The organism is Desulfonatronum lacustre DSM 10312 (assembly GCF_000519265.1).
In the GTDB taxonomy this organism is placed as follows: Bacteria; Desulfobacterota; Desulfovibrionia; order Desulfovibrionales; family Desulfonatronaceae; genus Desulfonatronum; species Desulfonatronum lacustre.
On sequence record NZ_KI912608.1, the window covers coordinates 1157160 to 1179837 of the forward strand.

Here is a 22678-nt window from a genome sequence, read left to right on the forward strand (position 1 = left end):
TTTCAGCCCCATCGCTGACTATGCGGAACCACCCTTCCCCCTGGTCCAGGCTGCGCGGCCTGGAGCCGCTGAGTTTGTGCGACTGGCCGGGTCGCGTCTGCGCCGTGCTGTTTCTTGGCGGCTGCGACCTGCGCTGCCCCACGTGCCACAACTTCCATCTGGCCTGGAACTCCGAAGACGATCCCCGTATCTCTCGCGACCACGTTCTGAACTTTCTCGACCAGCGAGCCCCCTGGTTGGACGGCCTCGTGGTCACCGGCGGAGAACCGGCATTGTCCACGGACCTTCCCGAATGGCTCGCCGAACTCCGAAACCGGTTTGGCTTGCCCGTCAAGCTGGATACCAACGGCATGCACCCCGACATCGTGGAGCGGATTTTGGACAACCAAGCCGCAGACCTGGTGGCCGTGGACGTCAAAGGCCCGTGGTCCAAATATCCCGCGTTGACCGGAAACAAAATTTCCGCTCGTGAAGCCAAGGCAACCCTGGGCCGGATCTTCAAGCTCGCCGAAGGCCACCCGAAACACTTTCTCTTCCGAACCACCCTGGTCCCCCTGTTGACGCCGGAAGACCTCCGGGAGACCCGGTCTTTCCCGCCTTCCGGATTTCTCCTGCAGACCCAGCCTTTTCGCCAGCCATCCCGCCCTTTCCAGGGCCATCATCACAAGGAGCAATCATGCTGACCCACATTTGCAAACGTGACGGCCGCACCGAAACCTGGGCCGTGGACAGGATCGCTGCGGCCGTTCTCAAGGCATTGAGATCCTGTGGAATCCAGGACGCGCTTTTGGCCGACCGCCTGGCCCGCAAGGTGGAGGAACGCCTGGCCGAAGCCGGCCTGACCGTCCCGGACCAGGAGCAGGTTCAGGATCAGGTCGAAGCCGTGTTGATGCAGTCCCGCTTGTTCGACGTGGCCAAGCGCTACATCCTGTACAGAGAGAAACGCCGCCAAATCCGGGAACAAAAGGCCGCGTTCCTGGACATCATGGAAACCATCGACGCCTACGTAAACAAATCCGATTGGCGGGTGGCCGAAAACGCCAACATGTCCCACTCCTTCCAGGGCCTGATGCTGCACCTTTCCGGCACGGTTCAGGCCCGTTACGCCCTGGAAAAATATCCCCTGGAAGTCCGTCAGGCCCATGAACACGGCTACCTGCACATCCACGACCTGTCCTTCGGCCTGGCCGGATACTGCGCCGGGTGGAGCCTGCGCGACCTCCTTCTGGAAGGCTTCAACCTGGAAGGCCGCTCCTCCTCCGGTCCGCCCAAACACTTCGACTCCGCTTTGGGCCAGATGGTCAACTTCCTGGGCACCCTGCAAAACGAATGGGCCGGGGCACAGGCCTTCAACAACGTGGACACCTATCTCGCGCCCTTCGTCCGTCATGACGAATTGGACTACCGACAGATTCGTCAGGCCGTCCAGAAATTCGTCTTCAATCTGAACACCACCTCCAGATGGGGCGGTCAGAGCCCGTTCACCAACCTGAGCTTCGACCTGGCTCCGCCCAAGCACCTGGCTTCCGAAGCAGTGATCATCGGCGGTCGGCTCCATGACAGCCAGACCTACGCGGACTTCGGACCGGAGATGGAGATGATCAACCGGGCCTTCCTGGAAGTCATGCTTCAGGGTGACTACCACGGCCGTATTTTCTCCTTTCCCATTCCGACCTACAACGTGACCGAGAACTTTCCTTGGGAGACCGAGGTGGGCGAGCTGCTGCTCCAGCTTACGGCCAAATACGGGGTGCCGTACTTCCAGAACTTCATCAATTCAGACTTCAAGCCCGAGGACGTCCGCTCCATGTGCTGCCGGTTGCAGATGGACCTGCGCGAACTGCGCAAAAAGGTCGGCGGGTTGTTCGGTGCCGGGGATTTAACCGGGTCCATCGGCGTGGTCACCCTGAACCTGCCCAAGCTGGCTTTTCTGGCCCACGACGAGGCGGACTATCTGGACCTGCTCACCGAGTACGCCGAACTGGCCCGGGACAGCCTGGAGTTCAAGCGCAAGCTGATCAACGACAACCTGGAACGGGGCATGTTTCCCTTCACCCGGCGCTACCTGAAAAACGCCTACCGCGGGCATTTTTCCACCATCGGCGTGGTGGGCGGTCACGAGGCGTGCCAAAATCTGCTGGGCAAGGGCATCGAAACCCCGGCCGGGATCCGGCTGATGCGGACCACCCTGCTCCACCTCCAGGACCTGACCCGACGCTTCCAGGAAGAGACCGGCAACCTGTACAACCTGGAGGCCACCCCGGCCGAAGGCGTGAGCTACCGGCTGGCCAAGCTGGACAAGACGCTCTACGCCGGGATCAAGGCCTCGGGCAACGGCGTGCCGTACTACACCAACTCCACGGCCCTGCCCGTGGACCTGGGGCTGGACGTCTTCGCGGCCCTGGAGCACCAGGACCAATTGCAGACCCTGTACACCGGCGGGACGGTCTTTCACACCTTCCTGGGCGAGGCCGTGGCCGATCCCCAATCCTTACGAGCCTTCCTGGTCAAAGCCATGACCCGGACCAAGCTGCCCTACATCTCCATCACCCCAACCTTTTCCGTGTGCAAGGACCACGGATACCTCCGAGGCGAGCATCCGGAATGCCCGGAATGCGGCAACCCGGCGGAAGTCTACACCCGGGTCGTGGGCTACTACCGCCCGGTCCAACGCTGGAACCAGGGCAAACAGTCCGAATACGCCCAGCGCCGCGTCTTTGCCGGGCTGGGAGGCGAAAGCGCCGCAAGCTGAATGTCGCGGTGAAGATCACTTTGGAGGTACGATATGGACACTACTGCGTTTCTTGCCGCCCTGAAGACGGTCTTTTCCGTCCAGGAAATGACCAAGCCCACGGATTTTCGCTTCGATCCGCTGCCCAATGTCCAGGGCAAAACCGCTCCCAAAGTACAGCGGCTGCTCCAGCTCGGGGTACGCTGCCTGCCGCCTGAGGAATGCTATTTCGAAGTGGGGACGTTCCAGGGCAAGACGCTGATTTCCGCGGCCCTGTTCAATGAAGACAAGCACCTGGCGGCCTGCGATGATTTTTCGGAGTTTACGGACAACCCTGAACAGGCCCTGGATGTTCTCCGTCGCAACATCAGCCGCCACTGCCCTCCGCACCAGTGCATCGACTTCCACATGGCCGACTTCCGCCGGGTGCTGCGCGAAGGCCGCCTGTCCAAGCCCATCGGCTTCTACTTCAACGACGGCGCTCATGACTACGCCAACCAGTTCGATGGAATGACGCATGTTGAAGATCATCTGGCAGACGAAGCGCTGGTCCTGGTGGACGACTGGCGCTTTACCCCGGACTCCCGCTCCCAGGCCCGGCAAGCGACACTGGACGCCATTGCCCGTTCCAAACGCAAATGGGAACTGATCTACGAACTTCCCGCCCGTTTCAACGGCGACGCAGCAATGTGGTGGAACGGCCTCGGCCTGCTGCGGACATGGGTGTCTTCACTCTCGGCTTGATCAAGAAACGACCGAGTTCCCTGGACGGTCACGACGGCTTTCGGAAACCGAAGACGCGTCCCCGGACCATAGCCCCGGGACCGAACTTCTCCCGGATTGCGTCCAGGGTCGTGTCCAGGGTTTTGTCCAGATCGGTTTCGTTTCCGGGGAAAAGAGAAAGCTGACGCCTTGCATTGGAAAAATTGGACACGCTCAGTCCGATCAAACGGACTTTATTGGGGAGTTGCTCGGCGTCCAGCAGTTGGGCGGCGGTCTGGAAGATCATCCGCGTGGACGCGGTGGGCTCGCGCAAGGTTTTCGCGCGCGTGATCACCTTGAAGTCGCTGAACTTGACCTTCAGGGACACGGTGCGCCCGGCATGACCGTCCCGGCGCAACCGGCGTCCCACGCGCTCGGCCTGATCCAGCAGCCAGCGCTTCAACTCCTCCCGGTCGTCGTGGTCCTCGGCAAAGGTGTTTTCCGCGCCTTCACTTTTGGCTTCGGACTCCGGAACAACCGGCCTGGGGTCAATGCCCCTGGCCCTGGCATAGAGGACCTCCCCCCACTTTCCGAACCGCTCGCGCCAGAATCGTTCCGAATACCTCGTGACATCGCCGACCCGACGCACTCCGAGCAGCGCGAGCTTTTCCACAGCCTGCCGCCCCACGCCCGGAATCTTGGAGACCGGCAGGGCCTCGAGAAAAGCCGGTACGTCATTCGGAGCGAGGATGAACAGACCGTCCGGCTTGTTCTGGTCCGAGGCGATCTTGGACAGAAACTTGACCGGAGCCATGCCCACGGAGCAAGTCAGCCCGGTTTCCGCGGCCACGGCCTGCTTCAACACGATCCCCAGCCGTTGCGGAGGTCCAAAAATACGTTCCAGACCGCTGCCATCGAGATAGGCCTCGTCCACCGAGGCCTGCTCCACCAACGGTGAAAACCGCTCCAGGACGGCCATGACCAGCTGGGAGACCTGGGCATAGCGTCCCATGCGCACGGGCACGAACGCTCCGTTTGGGCACAAGCGCCTGGCCTGGACAATGGGCATGGCCGAATGCACGCCGAATTTTCGGGCTTCGTAGCTGCACGCGGAAACCACCCCGCGCTGGGACCCGCCGACGATCACGGCTCTGCCGCGCAACTCGGGATGGTCCAGTTGCTCCACGGACGCAAAAAAGGCGTCCATGTCCACATGCAGGATCAGGGGGGCAGTGGAAGATGGAAGGGAAGCGGGAACGGCGGTGCTCATGGCCCGAACTGTCCGCAAGAAAGAAGACGGGACGGAATCGTCGTCGCCGAGCAACGAAAAAGAACGCTACTCGGCGAAAACGATCTCCAGGATGTTGCTGTCGCCCTCCCGGCGATACCGCTGGGAGGCGCTCATCTCTTTGGTCAGCAGAATGCCCAGCCCACCCTGAACACGCTCGTCCATGCCCAGGGTGACGTCCGGAGGAGGCTTGGAAAGCGGGTCAAAGGGAGGCCCCTGGTCCGTGAAGCGCACCAGAAACCGCCCCTCCTCCGCCAACTGTCCGCACGCCACGGAGACCATTCCGGTCTGGTCCGGACCGTAGGCGTAATCAAAAATATTCAGGAGCACCTCTTCCAAGACCAGATCGATCTTGAGCTCCAACGCCGGAGACAACCCGGTGGATTCGAAACGCTCCAGGACAAAGCGCCGCAGAGGCTCCAGAGAGGATTTGTCCGCCGGCAGCGAAAGACCGGCCACATCCTCGGCGCTACTTGGCCGCAAGGGCCGCCTCCAGGGAATCGTACACCGGGAAAATGGACGCGAAGCCGGAGATGTCGAAGACTTCCTTGACCATGGAACTCATCCCGCCGAAAGCCAACGAGCCTCCCTGGCTTTTCAGCTTCTTGCCCACGCCCAGAATGACCCGCAATCCCGCGCTGCTGATGTATTCCAGGCCGGTGAAGTCCACGATCAGCTTGGAATCGCCCTGCTCCATCCAGCGCAGACATTCCTGCTCGAAAGACGGGGCCGTTACCGCGTCCATGCGGCCCGTCGCTTTGATCGTCACGCCCTGCTCCACCTTGGTACTCGTAAATTCCATGCTGTCACTCCTCTTGTTGTTTTGAAAATTTTTCAACGACCCACTACATGCCCATGAATCGTTGTCGCGTGTACCCCTCTGGAATATCAAAACTTCCGGAGGGAGCGGCCATTTTTTTGTGCTCCAGAAGTTCTTCCCGGGTCACCACCGTCGCGCCCATGACATTGGCTCTGCTCACGGTCAGCACGGCGACTCCCCGAATCTTCTCCATTTCCCGAAGCAGCTCCTCGAAACCATGCTGCCCGGCCATCATGGCATGACCGATCTTGTTGTACATGCTCACGTTCACGTCGATCTGGTCCGTGGCGCAGATTTCAGCAGCCGTTTGCCCCATGGGCATGTTCAAGGTCAGCTCATAAACCCGGCAGGTCCAGTCGTTGACGTTCTTCACGGTCCCGGTTTCCACGACCGAAGCCTGCATCTGCATCATCCCCCCCATCATCTGAGCCATCATCTGGGCCTTTTCATGTCCCCCTTCCTCGCCCAGCATGCCGGCCATGGCTTCGGACAGGTTCAGCGGCACCTCGGTATACGTCCGCTCACCGTGGTCCAGCATGTACATAGTCTGCTTGTCGCCATCGAAAATCACCGACGTCTTGTCGGAAGAGTTCATTCGGGCCTTGTTGCCGCTCAGCCATGTCTCGACTATTTCCTCGCTGCCCGCCTGCTTTTGCCCCATGATCTCATACGGCTCACTGACATGGAGAATCTTCAGGTAATCCTCGGCCCAGACCCAGCCCCCCTGAAGCAATACAACCAGAATAGTCGTCAAACAAATCGTGGTTCTTTTCATCTCTGCTCTCCAGTTCTGAAGTTGAAACCGGCCCAGGCCGGAACGCGTTCGGTCTCCAACGCAAACCGTCGCCACCTCTGTACGAAGCCAAGCGGAAAAAGTCCATATGGTCGGTGACCACCTCCTGAATGTTTAATCCGGCTCCAACCGACAACACTGGCTGTACAGGGCCGCGCAGTCGCCCATGTCCGTAATTTGAGGCTCGATGATCGCGTTGGGGCCGTGGCCCAGACTGACCCAGCCGTCGCGGCGGATCAGGACGACCAGGGGATGCAGGGATGCGTCCAGACGCAACCGAACAGCCATGCGTCCCAAAGGAGTGGCCAGGAAAGTCGGGCCTTCGGGGTCCAGGTCGTCCAGATCCGGGTTGTCCGGGGAGACCAATATCTCGGGCAGCCCCTGCTGCTCGCTCTCCGGAATCTGGGAGTGCATGTATTTGCCGCGGACCAGGGAGAGCAGGCGCAAAGGGAATTCGGGGTCGTCGTCCTGATCAAATTCCAGAGGTTCCGGGTCGAGCGTTTCAGGAAACCGATACAACCCGTCCGGATGGGCGAACGTCAACCCCGCGAAGGCAACGGGAGGATGGTCGGCCCTGACAAAGCCCCTGGCTCGGAACGATTCCAGGTCGACGCCCAGCGGGCCAAGGCCGATACGCAGGCACTCGTCCGGCTCCGGGAAGCCCACCGGCGGATTCAATCGTGCGCCCAGGTCACGAAGGATGTCGAAATCCGAACGACAATCTTCCCGGGGTGGGATCGCCTGGCCGGAATAGTTGACGTAGTGATGCAGACAGGAACCCACTATTTCTTCGCGCTCCAGCATCAACGCGGGCGGCAGAACCACGTCCGCACAACGAGCCGTGTCGGTCAGAAACGCATCCACGCAGACCACGAAGGGCCGTTGCAAGGCCTTGGCCATGGCCAGACCGTCCGGAACCTGATTGACCACGTTGTGCCCGTCCACCCAGACGAACTCCACCGGCGGGTCGGCCCATTCCAGTTCCCAGGCCAGGGAGGGCAACAGGAAGGAGCGCCTGCCGGCGACATCAGGTCGTCCCGGTGAATCAGCCCGCCAGCGCCCCAGATTCCGGCCCGAGGCGATGTTGAAATACGAGCCTCCCCCGACGCGACCGATATTGCCCGACAACAAGGCCAGGGCATTGATGAACCGCACATTCTGACCACCGAACAGATACCGCTGCACGCCCCAGCCGATCAGCGTGGCCGTGGGGTCGCCAAGAGCGGCACCCAAAACAGCACCAGAAACAGGATTTGCCGCAACCCAAGGCGCGTACCACTCCAGCAGTTCTTGCGCCGAACCACGATCCACGTCGCACGTCCGCAACAGATCGTCGTCGTTCAAGCCGTGCATCAGCGCTTGCAACGCATCCCAATCGGCGCAGGCCCGAACGACTTCCGGAGAGACGGCGTCCTGCTCCAAGAGCCTTCGGATCAGCCATGCCGCCAGGAAACGGTCCGTACCGGGGCGGATGCGGACCGTCCGGTCGGACCACCCTTCGCTGCCATCCCCGCCAGGGGAAATGGTCAGCACCCGCGTTCCCTTTTTACGCGCCTCGCGGACCAAAAGGCCGATATGCGGGGAAGAACGACCCAGGTCCTTGCCCCAATTCACGATCCGGGCCGCATTGAGCAAATCCAACGGATCGTTGTGCTCCAACGCGCCGAAGTCGCGGATGCAGGCCTCAATCCCCGCGTCGTCGCACAAGGAGCCATGGATGGTGGAGGAGCCGAGAGCCGCGAAAAAGTTCAGACTGGCCTGAGCCAGAACCCCGCGATACCCGTAGCCGCGCACGTGCAGCACGGCCTCGGGCCGGTCCGCCAAAGCGTTCAGCTTGGCCGCGATCAAATCCAAAGCCGCGGCCCAGGAAACCGGCTCAAACCCCTCATGGCCCGCCTCGACGGCTTTCCCGCGCCGCAAGCCGCGCTTGGCCTTCGTGCGCACCAAGGGCCGGGTGATGCGCTCCGGAGCGTCAAGCCGATCAAAACAACGAGCACCCTTGCGGCAAATGAACCCATTGGTGAACGGATGCGCCGGATTTGCCCGGAGAGTTCGAGCCCGAGAATCCACAAGAAACGAACAGGCATCCGGACAGTCCAGAATACAGGCGGAAATCCGCGATGTCTCACCGTTGTTCTTCAACATTTCCATGCTCCTCCTGAGCAACCTCGCTTCCGTGCTCCTCTCCGCAATCTTCGGTAGCGTATTGAAATTGCGAACCGTGTCATTCCGACGGCATCCGCTATATTTCGTCACCATGGAAGCGGTCAACAATCCAGACGCCGTTTAGCGTTTCCACGCGCCAAGACGACGCTCCACCGCCGATCCGGATCGGCGGTGACAGCGATACGGTTTCTTGTATCGCGGAGAAATTTGAAATATGGAGGTACAGCACGGTCAGCAGCGTAGCAGCGTCCTGCCCCGGCTCCAGTCCAGGCTGAAGAAGGAAAGGCGCTTCGGAGAAGGGAGGATTCGGTGAAAAAAAAGATATGCCCCCTGTTCGACTTCCGGGATAGCCTTGTTCAGTGAATACCCTTGTATTTGGATTGCAATTCGGCAGGAATCGCCTTCATCTAAAATCTCCCTTCTTCCGGACAACCTTCATTTTTGACATGATATACAGAAGAAGGTGTTGAAATGTTTTCCAAATCCATGTCGATTGTTTTACCTTGACAGTTGGTTAATTGGAAGCTGGGGTGCCCGGTGAACCGTGATCCACACGATTTCTGGAAAAATACCTGTAGCCCCCAACACCTGAATCTTGAGATTATCCGGGAACTGGTGAATCACTTGTTGGCTGCTTTCGGCACCTGATGACAAAATGCACACTTTCATGCTACGCTTTATTGTATGAAAATCTACAATTGGAACCCTGGTAAAAATCAGGAGCTTATAGTCGGGCGGGGCGTTTCCTTTGAAGAGGCGATCTTTCATATTGAACATGGCGGCCTATTAGATGATATTGCTCATCCAAACGCCTCCGATTATCCCAATCAACGGATTTTCGTCATTTGCATTAAAGAATACGTTCACCTCGTCCCGTATGTGGAAAGCGAAGATGAAGTGTTTCTGAAAACAATCATTCCCAGCAGAAAATTTACCAAGCTGTACCTTGGAGGCGGATCATGAGCAAAGGCAAGTTATCGAAAGAAGAGAAAACTCTGCTTGATGCCGTGGAGGCTGGCGAGTTTGAATCAGTATTAACTCAAGCCCGCAAAAAGGAATTGGAGGCAATTGCCAGCAACACGTTTAAAAAAGACAAAAGAATAAATATTCGAATCTCAAACAGGGATTTAACTGCTATCCAGTCAAGAGCATCGGAAGAGGGTATTCCGTACCAAATTTTTGTGTCGAGTATCATTCACAAGTACATTTCGGGCTCACTGCAAGATCTCACAGCGAACAAGCAAATGCAGCCGACGCAAAATACGCGCGGCTGATTTGGGCGTTCCCCGGCGCTGACTTCGTCCGCCGCGATTGGGCATTAAAAAGGAAAAACTAAATGCTAATCTCTAATCACATTGAAAAAGTTCGGAATGGACTCCGTGAAGGCAGATTCACTTCAGAAGCCGCTGTATCACAGGGGATACTTTTACCAGCTTTACATGAACTAGGATGGCCAGTTTTCGATACAGCAATCGTAATTCCGGAATTTTCTGTTGAAGGACGACGTGTTGATTATGCATTGTGCCATCCTGAAAACAGACCATCGGTGTTTATCGAGGTTAAGAAGGTAGGGTTATCCGAAGGAGCAGATCGACAACTGTTCGAATATGCTTTCCATCTTGGCGTACCGATGGCGATTCTGACGGATGGTCAGGAGTGGAGTTTCTACCTTCCTGGTGAACAAGGCCGTTACGATGAACGTAGAGTTTATAAACTCGATCTTCTGGAACGTGAGATTTCGGAAGCAGAAAGTAGACTTGACAGATACTTAAGCTACAGAAATGTCTGTTCAGGCGCCGCATTAAAGGCTGCGCGGTCAGATTATCAGAATGTGGCACGAGTACGAATTATCGAAACCAACCTTCCCAAAGCATGGGAAGCGTTGCTTAAAGATCAAGACTCATTGTTGTTGGATCTACTTTCTGAAAAGGTTGAAGATATTTGCGGTTATAAACCGGATTTGGATATATGCAGTCAATTTCTGGAAATGCAAATTCAAAATAGCAAGCATCATGATAAATATGAACCTGAAATAAATAATCCGATAAAACAAACGAAGCCATTCACTCCAGAGACCGGCACCATTCGCGCTCGAACTGTTGATAATTTTAATTTCGTATTTAAAGGTAAAAATTTTCCGGCTCGTTCGGCGCGAGACGTCATGACAAAGCTTTTCCAGTTATTGTCTCAGGAGGACAGTGGTTTTCTTGATAGATTTGCATCACGCAAACATGGCAAGAAGAGGCGGTATATTGCAAGGGAAAAAAGTGATCTCTACCCTGGTCGTCCTGATTTGGTAGAGCAACATTCTGTTGAAGTTGTGGCAGGATGGTGGCTCGGAACCAATTATAGCCGACGAAATATACAGGACATAATCGAATTAGCACTTGAAGTTGCTGGGCCGCAACTTCGCAACAGGGTCAAGGCAAATGTATTGTGATCCATTTCCCAACCAATCACTAGACTTTTAACGTACCGAACATCGCGCGTTCTTGCAAGCTCGGTCCGACCTCAAGCCCCAAGCCACAAGGCACACCCCCGACACGCCAAAGCAAAACGGCCTCGGCACGTAACGTGCCGAGGCCGTTTTGCTTATGCATTCAATGAGCTGAAACCGCGCGTTTACTGAACGCGACGATTCAGATCCCAGATCAGATCCGCTTCCGGAAGCAGTGGGAGATAGCCCAGCCACTCGTGGGAATCCAGATGCTCCTGGCTTTGTTGCAGTTTGCGGCTGTGCTCCGTGATCGGCGGGACGATGTCCTTGATGTCGCCTTCCAGGTTTTGGGCGATGCCGTAATTGGTGGCCTGCATGGCATAGTCCACTGCCTGTTGGCTGTATTGGATGGAACGGGAAAGCGTTTCCAGGGCTTTAGCCGGGTTATGGAATCCGGCGCTGTTTTCCGCCGAGACCCAATCCCAAAACATTTGCCCCTTCCGAATCCGTTCGCGAGCATTGATCATCAATTGATCAAAATCAGGTCGTTTGTACCCCTGATACTCGCTGGCAAGTCGAACGGCTTCGTGAGCCTTGACCGAAATATCCTGGGCGGCAAGCAATTGACCCCAAACTTTTTGTTGACTGAAAACAACACGTTCCTTGAGATATTCCGGAGATTTGTCCGCATGGCATTGCCCGCAGGCGCTCTTGATCATTTCCGCGGACTTGAGCGGTGAAGTCCAGCGATGGGATGAAATCTTCTTTTTTCCATCCAGCCGACGATAGTTCATGTGACAATCCGCGCAGGCCACGCCGGCCGCACCATGCGGACTATCATACCACATCTCGTATTCGGGGTGCTGGATTTTGATCATCGGCGTGTCGGACACCGCATGGGTCCAGTCGATGAAATGCCCCTCAAAGCCTTCTCGTGTGGTCGATCCATGATCCTTGTAGTATTCATACATATCTTCCGGATCCTTGCCCAGGTCCCAAGGAAAGATCGGCTTGGCCGCAGCGCCGAATTTCTTGTCCTGAAAATAGTACTCCACGTGACACTGGGCGCAGACCAGGGAGCGCATCTCGTTGCGCGAGGCTTCCCGCCAATCCTTGCCCTGACGCTTCAGCGCCTCATCCAGAGGAACGCTGGTAATTCGCAGGTCCATGGTTTGCGGGTCATGGCAGGTGGCGCAGCCGATGGTGTGGTCGTCCAAGTCCAATTCTTCCCGGAACTGGTTGAATTCCATGATCCAGAAATCGTCGCCGTATTTGGGAATCCACTCCACCATCTTGGGGGTTTTGCAGTTGTAGCAGGTGGAGGGCAACCCGGCCTGTTCGCTGTAGCGGTTGATCCGGTCGATTTCCAAAACGTCGTGCAGGGCGTAGGTATGTCCGCGGGCTCGGTTGTATTCGTAACTGAAGGGGTAGCCCATCCAGAGGTTTTTCAGATATGGCTGACAGTATTTCCAGCCTTTGGGCGGATCTTCGCAAAGATGCTTTTCATGAGGGATCGAACCGGAGTACTCGGTCATCTGGCTGTCGTCGTTGTTTTCCAGGAACGTTTGGTAGTGAATGGGAAAAAACTCTTCAAACGCGCTGTTCTTGATTTCCGTGGCCGCCAGCGTGGTCGTGTAGGACGGCGTGACCGGCTCAGGCACCTCGGTACAGCTCACCAGGGCCATGACCCCAAGGGCTATGGCCGCACAACAGACCGTGACAAGCATTCTATTCATCCGACACCCTCCTTTCGGAAATCGGTAATTTGGACATGTGTGGCACGGAGCGATGACAATCCGTGCAGTACGGCTTGGCTTCGACCATTTTCTCGGAAACGTTCAAAATCGTCATGAAATGACAACGGATGCAGCTGTCGTTGACCACGTCCTTGGTCTTGTCCGATGCATGGATGACGTCGTAAACGTCACCCAGGGTATTTTGGTAAATATCCTTGGTACCGGCCCTGGCCTTGAATACAATCTTGGGCACCCCCGTCTCCGGGGCATGGCATTCGTTGCAGGCCAGATTGGCGTGGGGCGACACTTGATGCGTCCGAACGGCCTCGTACATCACGTGACAACTGCCGCAGAACTCCGGCTGATCCGTGACCTTCATGGAAAAGGCTATTCCGGCATACAGTCCGGCGCCGATGAGCAGCAGCACGAGTACGGCCACCTTTCCTCTACCGAGGGGTTGTACCATGATCCACCTCCTTGCAGGATGACGAGAGAAGATTCACATGCCGATCGACAACTCAGATAAGAAAAGACTCCATCGATTTCAACTGCTGCGAGTTTAAGCATGAAACAAAAATGAAGGTCAAGGAAAAATTTAGTATCGAAAATTTGGCACAACTCGCCTTGCCCCTTCTTTTTGCTTAGCCATCTTTCTCGTTTGATGCCTGGACAAGCTTCACTAAACCCTGAATATCCAGGATTGACCGTCAGGCTTGTCCGTCGCGCCGATCTTCGGCAAAGTAGCGAGAAAACGTATTGGCTTACATGCTGGCACATGCTCCCCAGCGTACCGCCTTTCCAATACTTTTTCAAAACCAGGAGAAATCACCATGTACCGCCCGTTACCCACACCGGATGAAATGGCCCATTGGGACTCCGCGGCCCAGCGCGACTACGGCTTGTTGCAGGAACTGCTCATGGAAAACGCCGCACGGGAGGCATTGGCCGTGCTGCTCCAGGAGTACGGGCCAGTGGAGGGAAAGCAGGTCGTGCTGCTGGCCGGACCGGGAAACAACGGCGGGGATGCCTTTGCCCTGGCCCGGCACCTGGCCGACCGCGGCGCCTGGGTCAGCACGTTTCACGTCAAGCCGCTCGAAGCCTATACCGGCGCGGCGGCCTATCATTTGAATTTACTGAACAAGCTGAGCCTGCCTCTGATCCCGCTGTCCGAGGCCCACATCGACCACCTGCGCCAGCCGGACGTTCTGGTGGACGGCCTGCTGGGCACAGGCTTCCAGGGAGATTTGCGACCGGATTATCGGCAATGGATCGAATACATCAACCGTCTGCCCAGGGAGGTCTTCATCCTGTCCCTGGACATCCCCACGGGCTTGAACGGACTGACCGGACGTCCTTCGCCCATTGCCGTCCGGGCTTCGGCCACGGTCAGCTTCGAGGCGACCAAGCTCGGCCCGGCCCTGCCGGAAGCCGCTTCGTACGTGGGCCGAGAACACGCCCGCCCCATCGGGATTCCGTTTCGGGTCAAACAGGCCCAGCCGCCGGGACAATTTCTGCTGGAGAGCGGCGTTTTGAATCTCCTTCCTCAATCGAACGACCTGCTGCATAAAGGCACGGCCGGCCACGTGCTGGTGGTCGGCGGCTCACCAGGGCTGACCGGAGCGCCCCTGCTCTCGGCCCTGGCCGCCTTGCGTTGCGGAGCCGGACTGGCCTCCGTGGCCTGTCCGACCAAGCTGGCGAGAGAGATCAAAGCCGGATGCCCCGAAGTGATGCTCCTGCCCCTGGGCCACGGAACCTCCTGGAGCCGGGACTGCCTCGACGACCTTTCCGGAGCTCTGGAGCGCTTCGACGCGGTGATACTCGGGCCGGGTCTTGGCCGCTCCCCAGAGACGGGCGCCTTTTGTCGAACCCTGCTGGCCCACGACCTGCCCTCCTTGATCGGCGACGCGGATTTCCTGTACGCTTTGGCCCAGGATTCGAACCTTTTCACCCAACTCCCTCCGAACACCATCCTCACCCCGCATCCGGGAGAAATGGCGATGCTGACCGGACTGACCATCGACCAGGTCCAGGCAAGCCGTATCGAAACGGCCCGGGAGTACGCCCGGAAATGGAACGTCGTCCTGGTGCTCAAAGGGGCCGGGACGGTCATTGCTTCCCGCGAAGGTGCCGTGTATGTATCTCCGTTTGCCTGCCCAAACTTGGCGGTGGGAGGTTCCGGCGACGTGCTCTGCGGCGTCCTGGGCGCCCTGCTGGCCGCGGGCCTCGCCCCGCTGGCGGCCGCCAACGCGGCCGTGTACTGGCATGGCTTGGCGGGAACGGAGTTGAGGAAGCGCTTTCCCCGGCGGGGCAATTTGGCCCGGGAAATCGCGGACATGCTGCCACATGTGGCGGACTGAACAATACGGAGCCGAGAGGAGGCGCACAGGATGCGGACAGCTAAGGACATTATGACCCGGGACGTGGTCACCGTAACCCCGGATACGGACGTCAACGCGGCGGCCAAAATTCTGCTGGAAAAGGACTTCAACGGGCTGCCCGTGCTGGATGAAGACGGCAAGCTGGTGGGCGTGCTCTGCCAGAGCGACCTCGTGGTCCAGCAACGCGAATTCCCCCTGCCCTCTTTTTTCACCCTGCTGGGCGGCTTCGTGGCCCTGACCTCCCTGAGTCAGCTTCAACGCGCCGTGGACAAAATGGCCGCCACCAAGGTCAGCCAGGCCATGACCCCGGACCCGGTCAGCGTCTCCCCGGACACCCCGGTGAACAAACTGGCCGACCTGATGGCCGAAAACAAATATCACACCATCCCGGTGCTGGAAGATGGAAAACTGGTCGGCGTGGTGGGCAAGAAGGACATCCTTCGTCTTTTGGCCAGTTCCGAGGAATAAATCAGCAAACACGAAACCAACCGAATCGCCCGCCTCACGTCGAGGCTCTCCTCCTCATGCCTTCACCGTCAGCACCGCTTCATCTCCACCTCAAGGATCACGACGCCACCATGGCCCTTGGTGTCTGCTTCGTCGACGCCATGCGGGCCTTGGGCGCATATCCGGCGCTGTTGCTGGACGGCGAGTTGGGGGCCGGGAAGACCACGTTTACCCGGGGCGCGGTTCAGGCCCTGCCCGACGGCGACCAGGCCGAGGTGGCCAGTCCCAGCTTTAATTACCTGAACGTCTACCCCACTGAGCCGGAAACGTATCATTTCGACTTTTACCGGTTGCAAGGCCGGGGATTGGACGACGAATTATTCTGCGCCCTGCACGAACCGGCCCGGCTGATCATCGCGGAATGGGCCGCGTATTGCCGATCCGGAGACCTGCCCGGGGATCATCTGGCCGTCCGGTTCAGCGTGGTTCCCGGCGGTCGCGAAGCCGCGGTCCAGGCCCATGGAGCCATGGCCGAGGCGGTGCTTCGGCGGTTGCGCGACAGCCTTTCCACTCATTTTCCGTTTCACGACGCCCTGCAAGGAGGAGATCCGAGATGCGGATCGTAGTTCAGAAATTCGGCGGCACGTCCGTGGCCAACCTGGAGTGCATGCGCCAGGTCATGGCCAAAAACCAAAAAGTCCTGGACCAGGGAGCCAAGCTGGTCGTGGTCCTCTCGGCCATGGCCGGGGAAACCAACCGTCTCCTGGGCATGGCCAAACAGTGGAGCACCCGTCCCGACCCCTGGGAGATGGACGCCCTGGTGGCCACCGGGGAGCAGGTTTCCGTGGCCTTGTTCGCCATGCTGCTCAAGGACCACGGCATCCGGGCCCGTTCCGTGCTCGGCCATCAGGCTGAAATCCTGACCGACTGCTCCGCCGGACGGGCCAGAATTTTGGGGATCAACACCGAACGACTCATGGAACTGCTGGAAAAGCACGATGTCCTGGTGGTCGCAGGATTTCAGGGCTGCGATATCCGGCAACGGATCACCACCCTGGGCCGGGGAGGCTCGGACACCTCCGCCGTGGCCATGGCCGCCGCGCTGCACGCTGATCTGTGCGAAATTTTCACGGACGTGGACGGCGTGTACACCACGGATCCGAACATCTGCCCCAAGGCCCGCAAGATCAACCGGATTACCTACGACGAGATGCTGGAGATGGCCAGCATGGGGGCCAAGGTGCTCCAGATCCGATCCGTTCAGTTCGCCAAAAAATATTCGGTCCCGGTGCATGTCCGCTCGACGTTTTCCGACGAACCGGGAACCATCGTCACCAAGGAGGAGGAAGGCATGGAAGAAGCGCTGGTATCCAGCATCGCCTACGACAAGGATCAGGCCAGGGTCACCCTGATGGACGTGTACGACGAACCGGGCGTGGCGGCGACGATCTTCGCGCCCATTTCCGACGCGGACATCGTCGTGGACATGATCGTCCAGAACCCCAGCCGGGAGGGCCGCACGGACATGACCTTCACCGTGCCCCGGGGCGACCTGGACGGGACCATCCGCATCCTGGAGCGCATGAAGACCGAGATCGGCGCCCCGGCCGTGGTCTCCGACGCCCATGTCAGCAAGGTCTCCATCATCGGCGTGGGCATGCGCAACCACTCCGGCGTGGCGGCCATGGCCTTCACGGCCCTGAAGAACGAAAGCATCAACATCCTGATGATCAGCACCTCGGAGATCAAGATTTCCATTCTTCTGGACGAAAAATACACCGAGCTGGCCGTGCGCACCCTGCACGAGGCCTTTGGTCTGGACAAAGCGGCAACTCCGACGCACTGTGAGCAGACATGACCTTCATCAGCATCTACGACACCACCCTGCGGGACGGGGCCCAGTCCGAGGATCTGCATCTCTCCACCGAGGACAAGATCCGCATCGCCCGCAAACTGGACGAGTTGGGCATTGCCTACATCGAAGGCGGCTGGCCCGTATCCAACCCCACGGACCTGCATTTTTTCAAGGACATCAAGAACTACGACCTGAAAACCGCCCAGGTGGCCTGTTTCGGCAGCACCCACAACCCCAAGGGCTCGCCGGACAACGATCCGAACCTGAAGGCCGTGCTCCAGGCGCGGACCGAGGTGGTCACCCTGTTCGGCAAGACCTGGGACATCCACGTCCAGGAGGCCCTGCGCACCACTCTGGAGCACAACCTGGAGATCATCGCCGGCTCCCTGGCCCATGTCCGCCCGGAGGTCAAGGAGCTGTTCTTCGACGCTGAACACTTTTTCGACGGCTTCAAGGCCCACCCCGAATACGCCCTCCTCTGCCTGCGCAAGGCCTGGGAGGCCGGGGCGGACGTCCTGGTGCTCTGCGACACCAACGGCGGTTGCCTGCCCCAGGAGATCGGAGAAATCGTGACCCGGGTCCAGGAGGCCCTGCCCGGAGCCAAGCTGGGCATCCACACCCACAACGACTCCGAAACCGCGGTGGCCAGCTCGCTGATCGCCGTGGCCAACGGCGCGGTCCAGGTCCAGGGGACCATCAACGGCTACGGCGAGCGCTGCGGCAACGCCAACCTTTGCTCCGTGATACCCAGCCTGGAACTGAAAATGGGCTGCGCCTGCCTGCCCGAAGGCCACCTTTCCCGGCTGACGGCCACGGCCCATTTCGTCTCCGAGGTGGCCAACCTGAAGCCTTTCCTGCGTCAGCCCTTCGTGGGCAATTCCGCCTTTGCCCACAAGGGCGGCATCCACGTCAGCGCGGTGACCCGCAACCCGATCACCTACGAGCACATCCAGCCGGAACTGGTGGGCAACAAGCAGCGCATTCTGCTCTCGGACCTGGCCGGGCGCAGCAACATCCTGTTCAAGGCCAAACAGTTCGGCTTTCACCTGGAAAAAGACGACCCCTTTGTCTCCGAGCTGCTGGCCGAGATCAAGCAGCGGGAAAGCACCGGCTACGAATACGCCGCGGCCGAGGCGTCCTTTGAGCTGCTCCTGAACCAGACCCTGGGCCGGATGCGCCGCTACTTCACCCTGCTCAGCTTCCGGGTCATCGACGCCCGCCACGAGGACCAGGCCCAGCCCTGGGCCGAAGCCACGGTGATGCTCAAGGTCGGCGGGGTGGTGGAACACACCGCCGCGGCCGGACAAGGCCCGGTCAACGCCCTGGACCATGCTCTCCGCAAGGCCCTGGAACGCTTCTACCCCAATCTCAAGGAAATGCGCCTCCTGGACTTCAAGGTCCGGGTTCTCTCCGGCCGCTCCGGCACCGCGTCCCATGTCCGCGTGCTCATCGAATCCGGGGACGCCCATTCCAGCTGGATCACCGTGGGCGTGTCCCACAATATCATTGAAGCCAGTTGGCAGGCCCTGGAGGATTCCATGAACTACAAGCTGTTCAAGGACGACCAGCGCAAACTGGAGCAGATCACCACGGGAAAATAGGAGATGGTTCAGAATTGGTTGACAGTTTTGCGCACACCCCCTGGGAGCGAGGGCGTCTCGCCTTGGGAGCATTGGAGCTTGTCCCAAGCATAGGCTTTTTCAGGTCTTTCTCGACGAAGCGAAAATGATGGGGCTCAATCAGACGTGCGAGGAATTCTGGTCCCGGTTGCCACTGACCGGCAACCGGTCCAGGTTCGATTCATCATTTCAGTGCTCAGACTAGAATACGCCGAGCAGCCACAGTATAATAAGCAATGTAAACGGCACTCCGAGAAGCCATAAGAGAATAGGCATAACGTTACTCCTTTATTGTTGAGGGTGAATGCGCTTCCGACAGCCATGCTTCCGGATATGCTTGATCATTTTGCTGTCGGAAGCGAAAATTAATGCAACAAGCCAGGAATCTACTTGTTCCGGACAACGATCTCGTTGTTGACCGAATGAACACCTTCCACATTGGCGGCCAGTTCTTCTGCTCGCTGTTTCTGCTGCCGCGTATCCGCCGCGCCGGTCAGATTGACCTGACCTTCAAAAGTCTTGACGCCTATTGCGAGGCCTTTCACCGAGTCATCAGCCAACAGTGCCGCCTTTACTCGCGTCGTGATGGCTGAATCGTCAACAAATTCGCCTGGCGTGCGTCCCGCTGGGGTTTGGCATCCAAGCAGGGATGCAAGCATGATCAGAACGAAACCGAATCCCAGAATTTTCTTGAAATTTAACATGACGATCTCCTTTTTATAATGTGAATAAAGATGGACGGCAGTTTATGGATGATGCGTTTTGGATGCACGCATTATTTTTTCATGGCATCTTTTCTGATACCCGGGAATTCACTCTCTCGCCCCCCCTCTTCCATTAACCGTTCCCCCTTGATTTACGTATTGCATGGTTCGCCGTCCGGCTGAATCAGGATGGCTCTGGCCGGTGCGCCGTCCGCTTTGATCCGCAACGGCAGACCGACGAAAATGTATTTCCCCGCGGACACCTCCCGCAGATCGAGCCCCTCGAAAACCGTCATCGCCGGAACCAGGGCCTGATGGACCTTCATACCGCTGTCAAAGGGCTCCACGCTCAGATAATCCACGCCCACGGTCTTTACCCGCTGCTCCGCCAGGTAGGCGGCTCCGTCCGCGGTCAGATGGGCGTAATCCTTACGGAACCGGACGTAGCCCTTCAGGGAATTTTCCGTTTTGAGCAGCACGATGAGGTCTTTGTGGATGTCTTCATTTTTCAGATGCTCCGCGGTGATTTCCCGCCCATGCCGCGTCATGTCCAACACCACGCAGGGGCCGTAGAAACTTTCCAGGGGCAGGTCGGCTACGCTGCCGCCGTCCTCTTTGATGTGCAGTAACGCATCCACATGGGTTCCGGTATGCATGCCGAGAAACAAGGACGACTCGTTTATGCCCTCATCCTGAATACTCTTGTATCGATCAATGCGCGGCGCCGGATTGCCCGGATAGACGAGCAAGTCCGGGTGAATCTCCATGGAGATGTCGTGAATTTTCATTGGTTGCTCCTTCGGCGTTCATTGATTCCCGGCAGTATCCCCGTTGTTCCGGAATTCCCTGTGTCCGGGAGTGCCGATTGGATCATGCACCGGCACATCCAACCCCTTGGCGTAGGCCAGATACAAAATGCTGTTGATCAGGCCGATGTGCGTGAAGGCCTGGGGGAAATTCCCGAGAAACCCGCCTGTCTTCGGATCCACCTGTTCAGAAAAAAGGCCGAGATGATTGGCGTATTGGACAATGTTCCTGAAGATCTTCTCGGCTTCCTCGATCCGCCCGGAAAGGGCCAGTACGTCCACCAACCAGAAGGTGCACAACCCGAACGCCCCCTCTTCTCCGGGGAGGCCGTCGTCGGCGATGTAGCGTCGGATCAGGCAGTCGCTCATCAACTCCTTCATGATCCGGTTCACGGTGCCCTGGATCTTGGAGTCGTCCGCAGGCAGAAATTCCACCAACGCCAGGCGAAGATTGGCGGCATCCATGTCCTTGGAGCCGTAGGACTGGACAAATGCATTCAGTTCCGAATCAAAACCCTTCTCCATGACCTGTTCCTGGATCCTGGTCCGGGTTTCGTCCCAGAGTTCCACATTGCCCTTGAGTTTGTAATGCTTGGCCAGCAGCAGGGCCTTGTCCAGGGCGACCCAGGCCATGGCCTTGGAGTAGACGAAATGGCGCGCCTCTCCCCGGAACTCCCAGATTCCAAAATCGGGACGCTCCCACACTTCCACCACGTGGTCGGCGATCCAGGTAATGAATTCGGATATGTCGTCGGTGAGCGGATGTCCTCTGCGGGCCAGTTCGTACGCCGTACTGACCAGCTCGCCGTAGACCTCGAGCTGGAACTGACCGTATGCCTCGTTGCCGATGTTCACCGGCCTTGACCCCTTGTAGCCTTCCAGATGTTCAAGCTGCTGCTCGGTCAGTTCCAATTCCCCCTGCAGGCCGTACATGATCTGCAGGTCCCGCTTGCAGGACTTGCAGGTTTTGGAAACTTCCTCGAACCAGCGCATCAGGTCCACGGATTCCGCTTCATGGCCGATGGAAATCAGGGCCTGACCGGTCATGGCCGCATCCCGGATCCAGGCATAGCGATAGTCCCAGTTGCGCACCCCGCCGAGCACTTCCGGCAGGGAGGTGGTGGGCGCCGCGGCAATGGAGCCTTGATCGCCGATGCACATCAGCTTGATGACCAGCGCCGAGCGGATGACCATGTTGATCTGATCCCCGGCCCAGACCTGCTTCATGACGCTGCCTTCCTGATGCAGCCAGCCGTTCCAGCACTCCAGGGTGGATTTGAGCGCGAGTGCTGTTTCATAGCCGTTCTTTCCGTCCTCCGCGCCCCAGCGCACGACAATGGCCTTGCTCTCTCCGGGATTGATCCGGAACCTGGCCCGGATCAGCGGGCCGTGATCGTCCTCGCCCGGTTCCGCGCTTTCCAAGCCTTCCAGGCGCATGGCATCCTCTTCGGATCGGGCGATCCATCCGCCGGAAATGCGTTCCAGGGCAACGGACTTTCCGGCGTAATCGAATCGGGGACACCACAGGAGTTCAACATCCACGGAACCGCCGCGGCACTCGATCAGCCGGTGAATCTCCGGAGGGGCGTAGGCGTCGTTGCGCCCGTTGATGTCTCCGTCCAGGGGCATGAAGTCGGTCACCGTCAGGACGGCGCCCTCCAATTCAAAGCTGGTCTTCAGGACATTGCTTTCCTGGACATACTCCTGATTGCCGCGGCCTCCGCCCGCGGGACCGATCCGAAAAAAACCACCGCGCCGGGCATCCAGGAGAGCTCCGAAAACGCTGGGACTGTCCATCCTGGGCAGGCAACACCAGTCGATGGCCCCGTCCCTGGCGATCAGGGCGACGCTTTTCAGATTACCGATGATGCCGTAATCGGAAATGGGCTTGTAATCCTGGATGTTCATCCTTGAAGACTCCTTTCAGTGCTTGCGACCGGGTATTCCGTATTCTTCCATGATTGCCAGCTTATCTTCCTGAACACCGCTGGCTGTTGGAGGAAGTAACTACTCAGCAAACAAACTACTCATAAAGATAGGGCTCGTGAGACCACGGAAAACAACTGGATTCCGGCCTTCGCCGGATGACTGACGAAGGAGGCCGTTTTTCGTGTTGACGTCATACCGGCGAAGTTCGGCGACCGCTATCCAGGTTCTTTTCTCTGGCTTTGCTGAGTAGTTACACCTGGAGGATAC

Annotated in this window: 21 protein-coding genes; 11 read left to right on the forward strand and 10 right to left on the reverse strand. The window is 58.3% G+C overall.

What is annotated here, in order from left to right; translation table 11 throughout:
* Positions 1-20: 20 nt before the first annotated feature.
* From DESLA_RS18945 to DESLA_RS0105525, 3 genes are read left to right on the forward strand one after another with little or no spacing between them, the layout of a single operon-like run.
* Positions 21-683, forward strand: a complete 663-nt coding sequence (locus DESLA_RS18945) for an anaerobic ribonucleoside-triphosphate reductase activating protein (RefSeq protein ID WP_035261415.1) — start codon at positions 21-23, stop codon at positions 681-683.
* On the forward strand, positions 677-2752 hold the full coding sequence (locus tag DESLA_RS0105520; protein WP_028571684.1) for a ribonucleoside triphosphate reductase: 2076 nt from the start codon (positions 677-679) through the stop codon (positions 2750-2752). The genes DESLA_RS18945 and DESLA_RS0105520 overlap by 7 nt, the downstream gene beginning before the upstream one ends.
* Before the next feature lie 33 nt (positions 2753-2785).
* Positions 2786-3475 carry a class I SAM-dependent methyltransferase gene (locus tag DESLA_RS0105525; protein ID WP_028571685.1) on the forward strand — a complete coding sequence of 230 codons (690 nt, stop codon included), beginning with the start codon at positions 2786-2788 and terminating at the stop codon, positions 3473-3475.
* 28 nt (positions 3476-3503) lie between these two features.
* On the opposite strand, the gene DESLA_RS0105530 is transcribed toward DESLA_RS0105525, so the two are convergent.
* From DESLA_RS0105530 to DESLA_RS0105550, 5 genes are all read right to left on the reverse strand, one after another.
* A complete protein-coding gene (locus tag DESLA_RS0105530; RefSeq protein ID WP_211239030.1) occupies positions 3504-4703 on the reverse strand; it encodes a DNA polymerase IV in 1200 nt (399 codons plus the stop codon).
* A 66-nt stretch (positions 4704-4769) separates the two neighbouring features.
* The gene (locus DESLA_RS0105535; protein ID WP_169732594.1) at positions 4770-5204 is read right to left on the reverse strand and encodes an ATP-binding protein; all 435 of its coding nucleotides are present in this window, start codon (positions 5202-5204) and stop codon (positions 4770-4772) included.
* Complete coding sequence (locus DESLA_RS0105540; protein ID WP_028571688.1) at positions 5191-5523, reverse strand: STAS domain-containing protein; 333 nt, start codon at positions 5521-5523, stop codon at positions 5191-5193. The genes DESLA_RS0105535 and DESLA_RS0105540 overlap by 14 nt, the downstream gene beginning before the upstream one ends.
* Positions 5524-5566: 43 nt before the next feature.
* Complete coding sequence (locus DESLA_RS0105545; protein ID WP_028571689.1) at positions 5567-6316, reverse strand: DUF4412 domain-containing protein; 750 nt, start codon at positions 6314-6316, stop codon at positions 5567-5569.
* Between the two features lie 132 nt (positions 6317-6448).
* Entirely contained in the window at positions 6449-8479 is a 2031-nt protein-coding gene (locus DESLA_RS0105550) for a molybdopterin-dependent oxidoreductase (RefSeq protein WP_028571690.1), read from the reverse strand.
* Positions 8480-9184: 705 nt separating this feature from the next.
* Between DESLA_RS0105550 and DESLA_RS22285 the strand changes: the two genes are divergently transcribed.
* The 3 genes from DESLA_RS22285 to DESLA_RS22290 all read left to right on the forward strand — a co-directional run bounded on the left by DESLA_RS22285 (position 9185) and on the right by DESLA_RS22290 (position 10940).
* Positions 9185-9463, forward strand: coding sequence for a BrnT family toxin (locus tag DESLA_RS22285; protein ID WP_084031909.1), 279 nt, complete (start codon positions 9185-9187; stop codon positions 9461-9463).
* A complete protein-coding gene (locus DESLA_RS0105560) occupies positions 9460-9774 on the forward strand; it encodes a CopG family antitoxin (protein WP_028571692.1) in 315 nt (104 codons plus the stop codon). Before DESLA_RS22285 ends, DESLA_RS0105560 begins: the two co-directional genes overlap by 4 nt.
* A 62-nt stretch (positions 9775-9836) precedes the next feature.
* On the forward strand, positions 9837-10940 hold the full coding sequence (locus DESLA_RS22290) for a hypothetical protein (protein WP_084031910.1): 1104 nt from the start codon (positions 9837-9839) through the stop codon (positions 10938-10940).
* 182 nt (positions 10941-11122) lie between these two features.
* Here the strand turns inward: DESLA_RS22290 and DESLA_RS0105575 are convergent, their stop codons facing one another.
* Positions 11123-12673: an ammonia-forming cytochrome c nitrite reductase subunit c552 gene (locus DESLA_RS0105575; protein ID WP_051434420.1), complete on the reverse strand. Its 1551-nt coding sequence runs from the start codon at positions 12671-12673 to the stop codon at positions 11123-11125.
* Positions 12666-13139 (reverse strand): cytochrome c3 family protein, encoded by a 474-nt coding sequence (locus tag DESLA_RS0105580; RefSeq protein ID WP_051434421.1) that lies wholly within the window; start codon positions 13137-13139, stop codon positions 12666-12668. Before DESLA_RS0105580 ends, DESLA_RS0105575 begins: the two co-directional genes overlap by 8 nt.
* Positions 13140-13503: 364 nt before the next feature.
* Here DESLA_RS0105580 and DESLA_RS0105585 point away from each other — a divergent pair, with 364 nt between their 5' ends.
* Genes DESLA_RS0105585 through cimA form a run of 5 tightly spaced genes read left to right on the forward strand, consistent with a single transcriptional unit; the run spans position 13504 to position 18954 of the window.
* Positions 13504-15030 carry a bifunctional ADP-dependent NAD(P)H-hydrate dehydratase/NAD(P)H-hydrate epimerase gene (locus tag DESLA_RS0105585; RefSeq protein WP_028571695.1) on the forward strand — a complete coding sequence of 509 codons (1527 nt, stop codon included), beginning with the start codon at positions 13504-13506 and terminating at the stop codon, positions 15028-15030.
* Positions 15031-15060: 30 nt separating this feature from the next.
* Entirely contained in the window at positions 15061-15519 is a 459-nt protein-coding gene (locus DESLA_RS0105590; RefSeq protein ID WP_028571696.1) for a CBS domain-containing protein, read from the forward strand.
* Positions 15520-15575: 56 nt separating this feature from the next.
* The gene (gene tsaE / locus DESLA_RS18950) at positions 15576-16124 is read left to right on the forward strand and encodes a tRNA (adenosine(37)-N6)-threonylcarbamoyltransferase complex ATPase subunit type 1 TsaE (RefSeq protein WP_084031911.1); all 549 of its coding nucleotides are present in this window, start codon (positions 15576-15578) and stop codon (positions 16122-16124) included.
* Positions 16112-17356, forward strand: coding sequence for an aspartate kinase (locus DESLA_RS0105600; RefSeq protein WP_028571697.1), 1245 nt, complete (start codon positions 16112-16114; stop codon positions 17354-17356). Before tsaE ends, DESLA_RS0105600 begins: the two co-directional genes overlap by 13 nt.
* On the forward strand, positions 17353-18954 hold the full coding sequence (gene cimA, locus DESLA_RS0105605; protein WP_028571698.1) for a citramalate synthase: 1602 nt from the start codon (positions 17353-17355) through the stop codon (positions 18952-18954). The genes DESLA_RS0105600 and cimA overlap by 4 nt, the downstream gene beginning before the upstream one ends.
* A gap of 404 nt (positions 18955-19358) precedes the next feature.
* Here the strand turns inward: cimA and DESLA_RS0105610 are convergent, their stop codons facing one another.
* From DESLA_RS0105610 to DESLA_RS0105620, 3 genes are all read right to left on the reverse strand, one after another.
* On the reverse strand, positions 19359-19676 hold the full coding sequence (locus DESLA_RS0105610) for a BON domain-containing protein (RefSeq protein WP_028571699.1): 318 nt from the start codon (positions 19674-19676) through the stop codon (positions 19359-19361).
* Positions 19677-19828: 152 nt separating this feature from the next.
* Positions 19829-20464: a cyclase family protein gene (locus tag DESLA_RS0105615; protein ID WP_028571700.1), complete on the reverse strand. Its 636-nt coding sequence runs from the start codon at positions 20462-20464 to the stop codon at positions 19829-19831.
* An 18-nt stretch (positions 20465-20482) separates the two neighbouring features.
* Entirely contained in the window at positions 20483-22390 is a 1908-nt protein-coding gene (locus tag DESLA_RS0105620; RefSeq protein ID WP_051434423.1) for a glycoside hydrolase family 15 protein, read from the reverse strand.
* Positions 22391-22678 lie beyond the last annotated feature (288 nt).

Bases quoted from the DNA above. Each gene is read 5' to 3' on its own strand.
- DESLA_RS0105585 (WP_028571695.1), top strand. From the start codon at position 13,504: ATGTACCGCCCGTTACCCACACCGGATGAAATGGCCCATTGGGACTCC.
- DESLA_RS0105620 (WP_051434423.1), bottom strand. From the start codon at position 22,390: ATGAACATCCAGGATTACAAGCCCATTTCCGATTACGGCATCATCGGT.
- DESLA_RS0105530 (WP_211239030.1), bottom strand. From the start codon at position 4,703: ATGAGCACCGCCGTTCCCGCTTCCCTTCCATCTTCCACTGCCCCCCTG.
- cimA (WP_028571698.1), top strand. From the start codon at position 17,353: ATGACCTTCATCAGCATCTACGACACCACCCTGCGGGACGGGGCCCAG.
- DESLA_RS22290 (WP_084031910.1), top strand. From the start codon at position 9,837: ATGCTAATCTCTAATCACATTGAAAAAGTTCGGAATGGACTCCGTGAA.
- DESLA_RS0105560 (WP_028571692.1), top strand. From the start codon at position 9,460: ATGAGCAAAGGCAAGTTATCGAAAGAAGAGAAAACTCTGCTTGATGCC.
- DESLA_RS0105615 (WP_028571700.1), bottom strand. From the start codon at position 20,464: ATGAAAATTCACGACATCTCCATGGAGATTCACCCGGACTTGCTCGTC.
- DESLA_RS18945 (WP_035261415.1), top strand. From the start codon at position 21: ATGCGGAACCACCCTTCCCCCTGGTCCAGGCTGCGCGGCCTGGAGCCG.
- DESLA_RS0105610 (WP_028571699.1), bottom strand. From the start codon at position 19,676: ATGTTAAATTTCAAGAAAATTCTGGGATTCGGTTTCGTTCTGATCATG.
- DESLA_RS0105540 (WP_028571688.1), bottom strand. From the start codon at position 5,523: ATGGAATTTACGAGTACCAAGGTGGAGCAGGGCGTGACGATCAAAGCG.
- DESLA_RS0105590 (WP_028571696.1), top strand. From the start codon at position 15,061: ATGCGGACAGCTAAGGACATTATGACCCGGGACGTGGTCACCGTAACC.
- DESLA_RS0105525 (WP_028571685.1), top strand. From the start codon at position 2,786: ATGGACACTACTGCGTTTCTTGCCGCCCTGAAGACGGTCTTTTCCGTC.
- DESLA_RS0105545 (WP_028571689.1), bottom strand. From the start codon at position 6,316: ATGAAAAGAACCACGATTTGTTTGACGACTATTCTGGTTGTATTGCTT.
- DESLA_RS0105575 (WP_051434420.1), bottom strand. From the start codon at position 12,673: ATGAATAGAATGCTTGTCACGGTCTGTTGTGCGGCCATAGCCCTTGGG.
- DESLA_RS22285 (WP_084031909.1), top strand. From the start codon at position 9,185: ATGAAAATCTACAATTGGAACCCTGGTAAAAATCAGGAGCTTATAGTC.
- tsaE (WP_084031911.1), top strand. From the start codon at position 15,576: ATGCCTTCACCGTCAGCACCGCTTCATCTCCACCTCAAGGATCACGAC.
- DESLA_RS0105580 (WP_051434421.1), bottom strand. From the start codon at position 13,139: ATGGTACAACCCCTCGGTAGAGGAAAGGTGGCCGTACTCGTGCTGCTG.
- DESLA_RS0105600 (WP_028571697.1), top strand. From the start codon at position 16,112: ATGCGGATCGTAGTTCAGAAATTCGGCGGCACGTCCGTGGCCAACCTG.
- DESLA_RS0105550 (WP_028571690.1), bottom strand. From the start codon at position 8,479: ATGTTGAAGAACAACGGTGAGACATCGCGGATTTCCGCCTGTATTCTG.
- DESLA_RS0105520 (WP_028571684.1), top strand. From the start codon at position 677: ATGCTGACCCACATTTGCAAACGTGACGGCCGCACCGAAACCTGGGCC.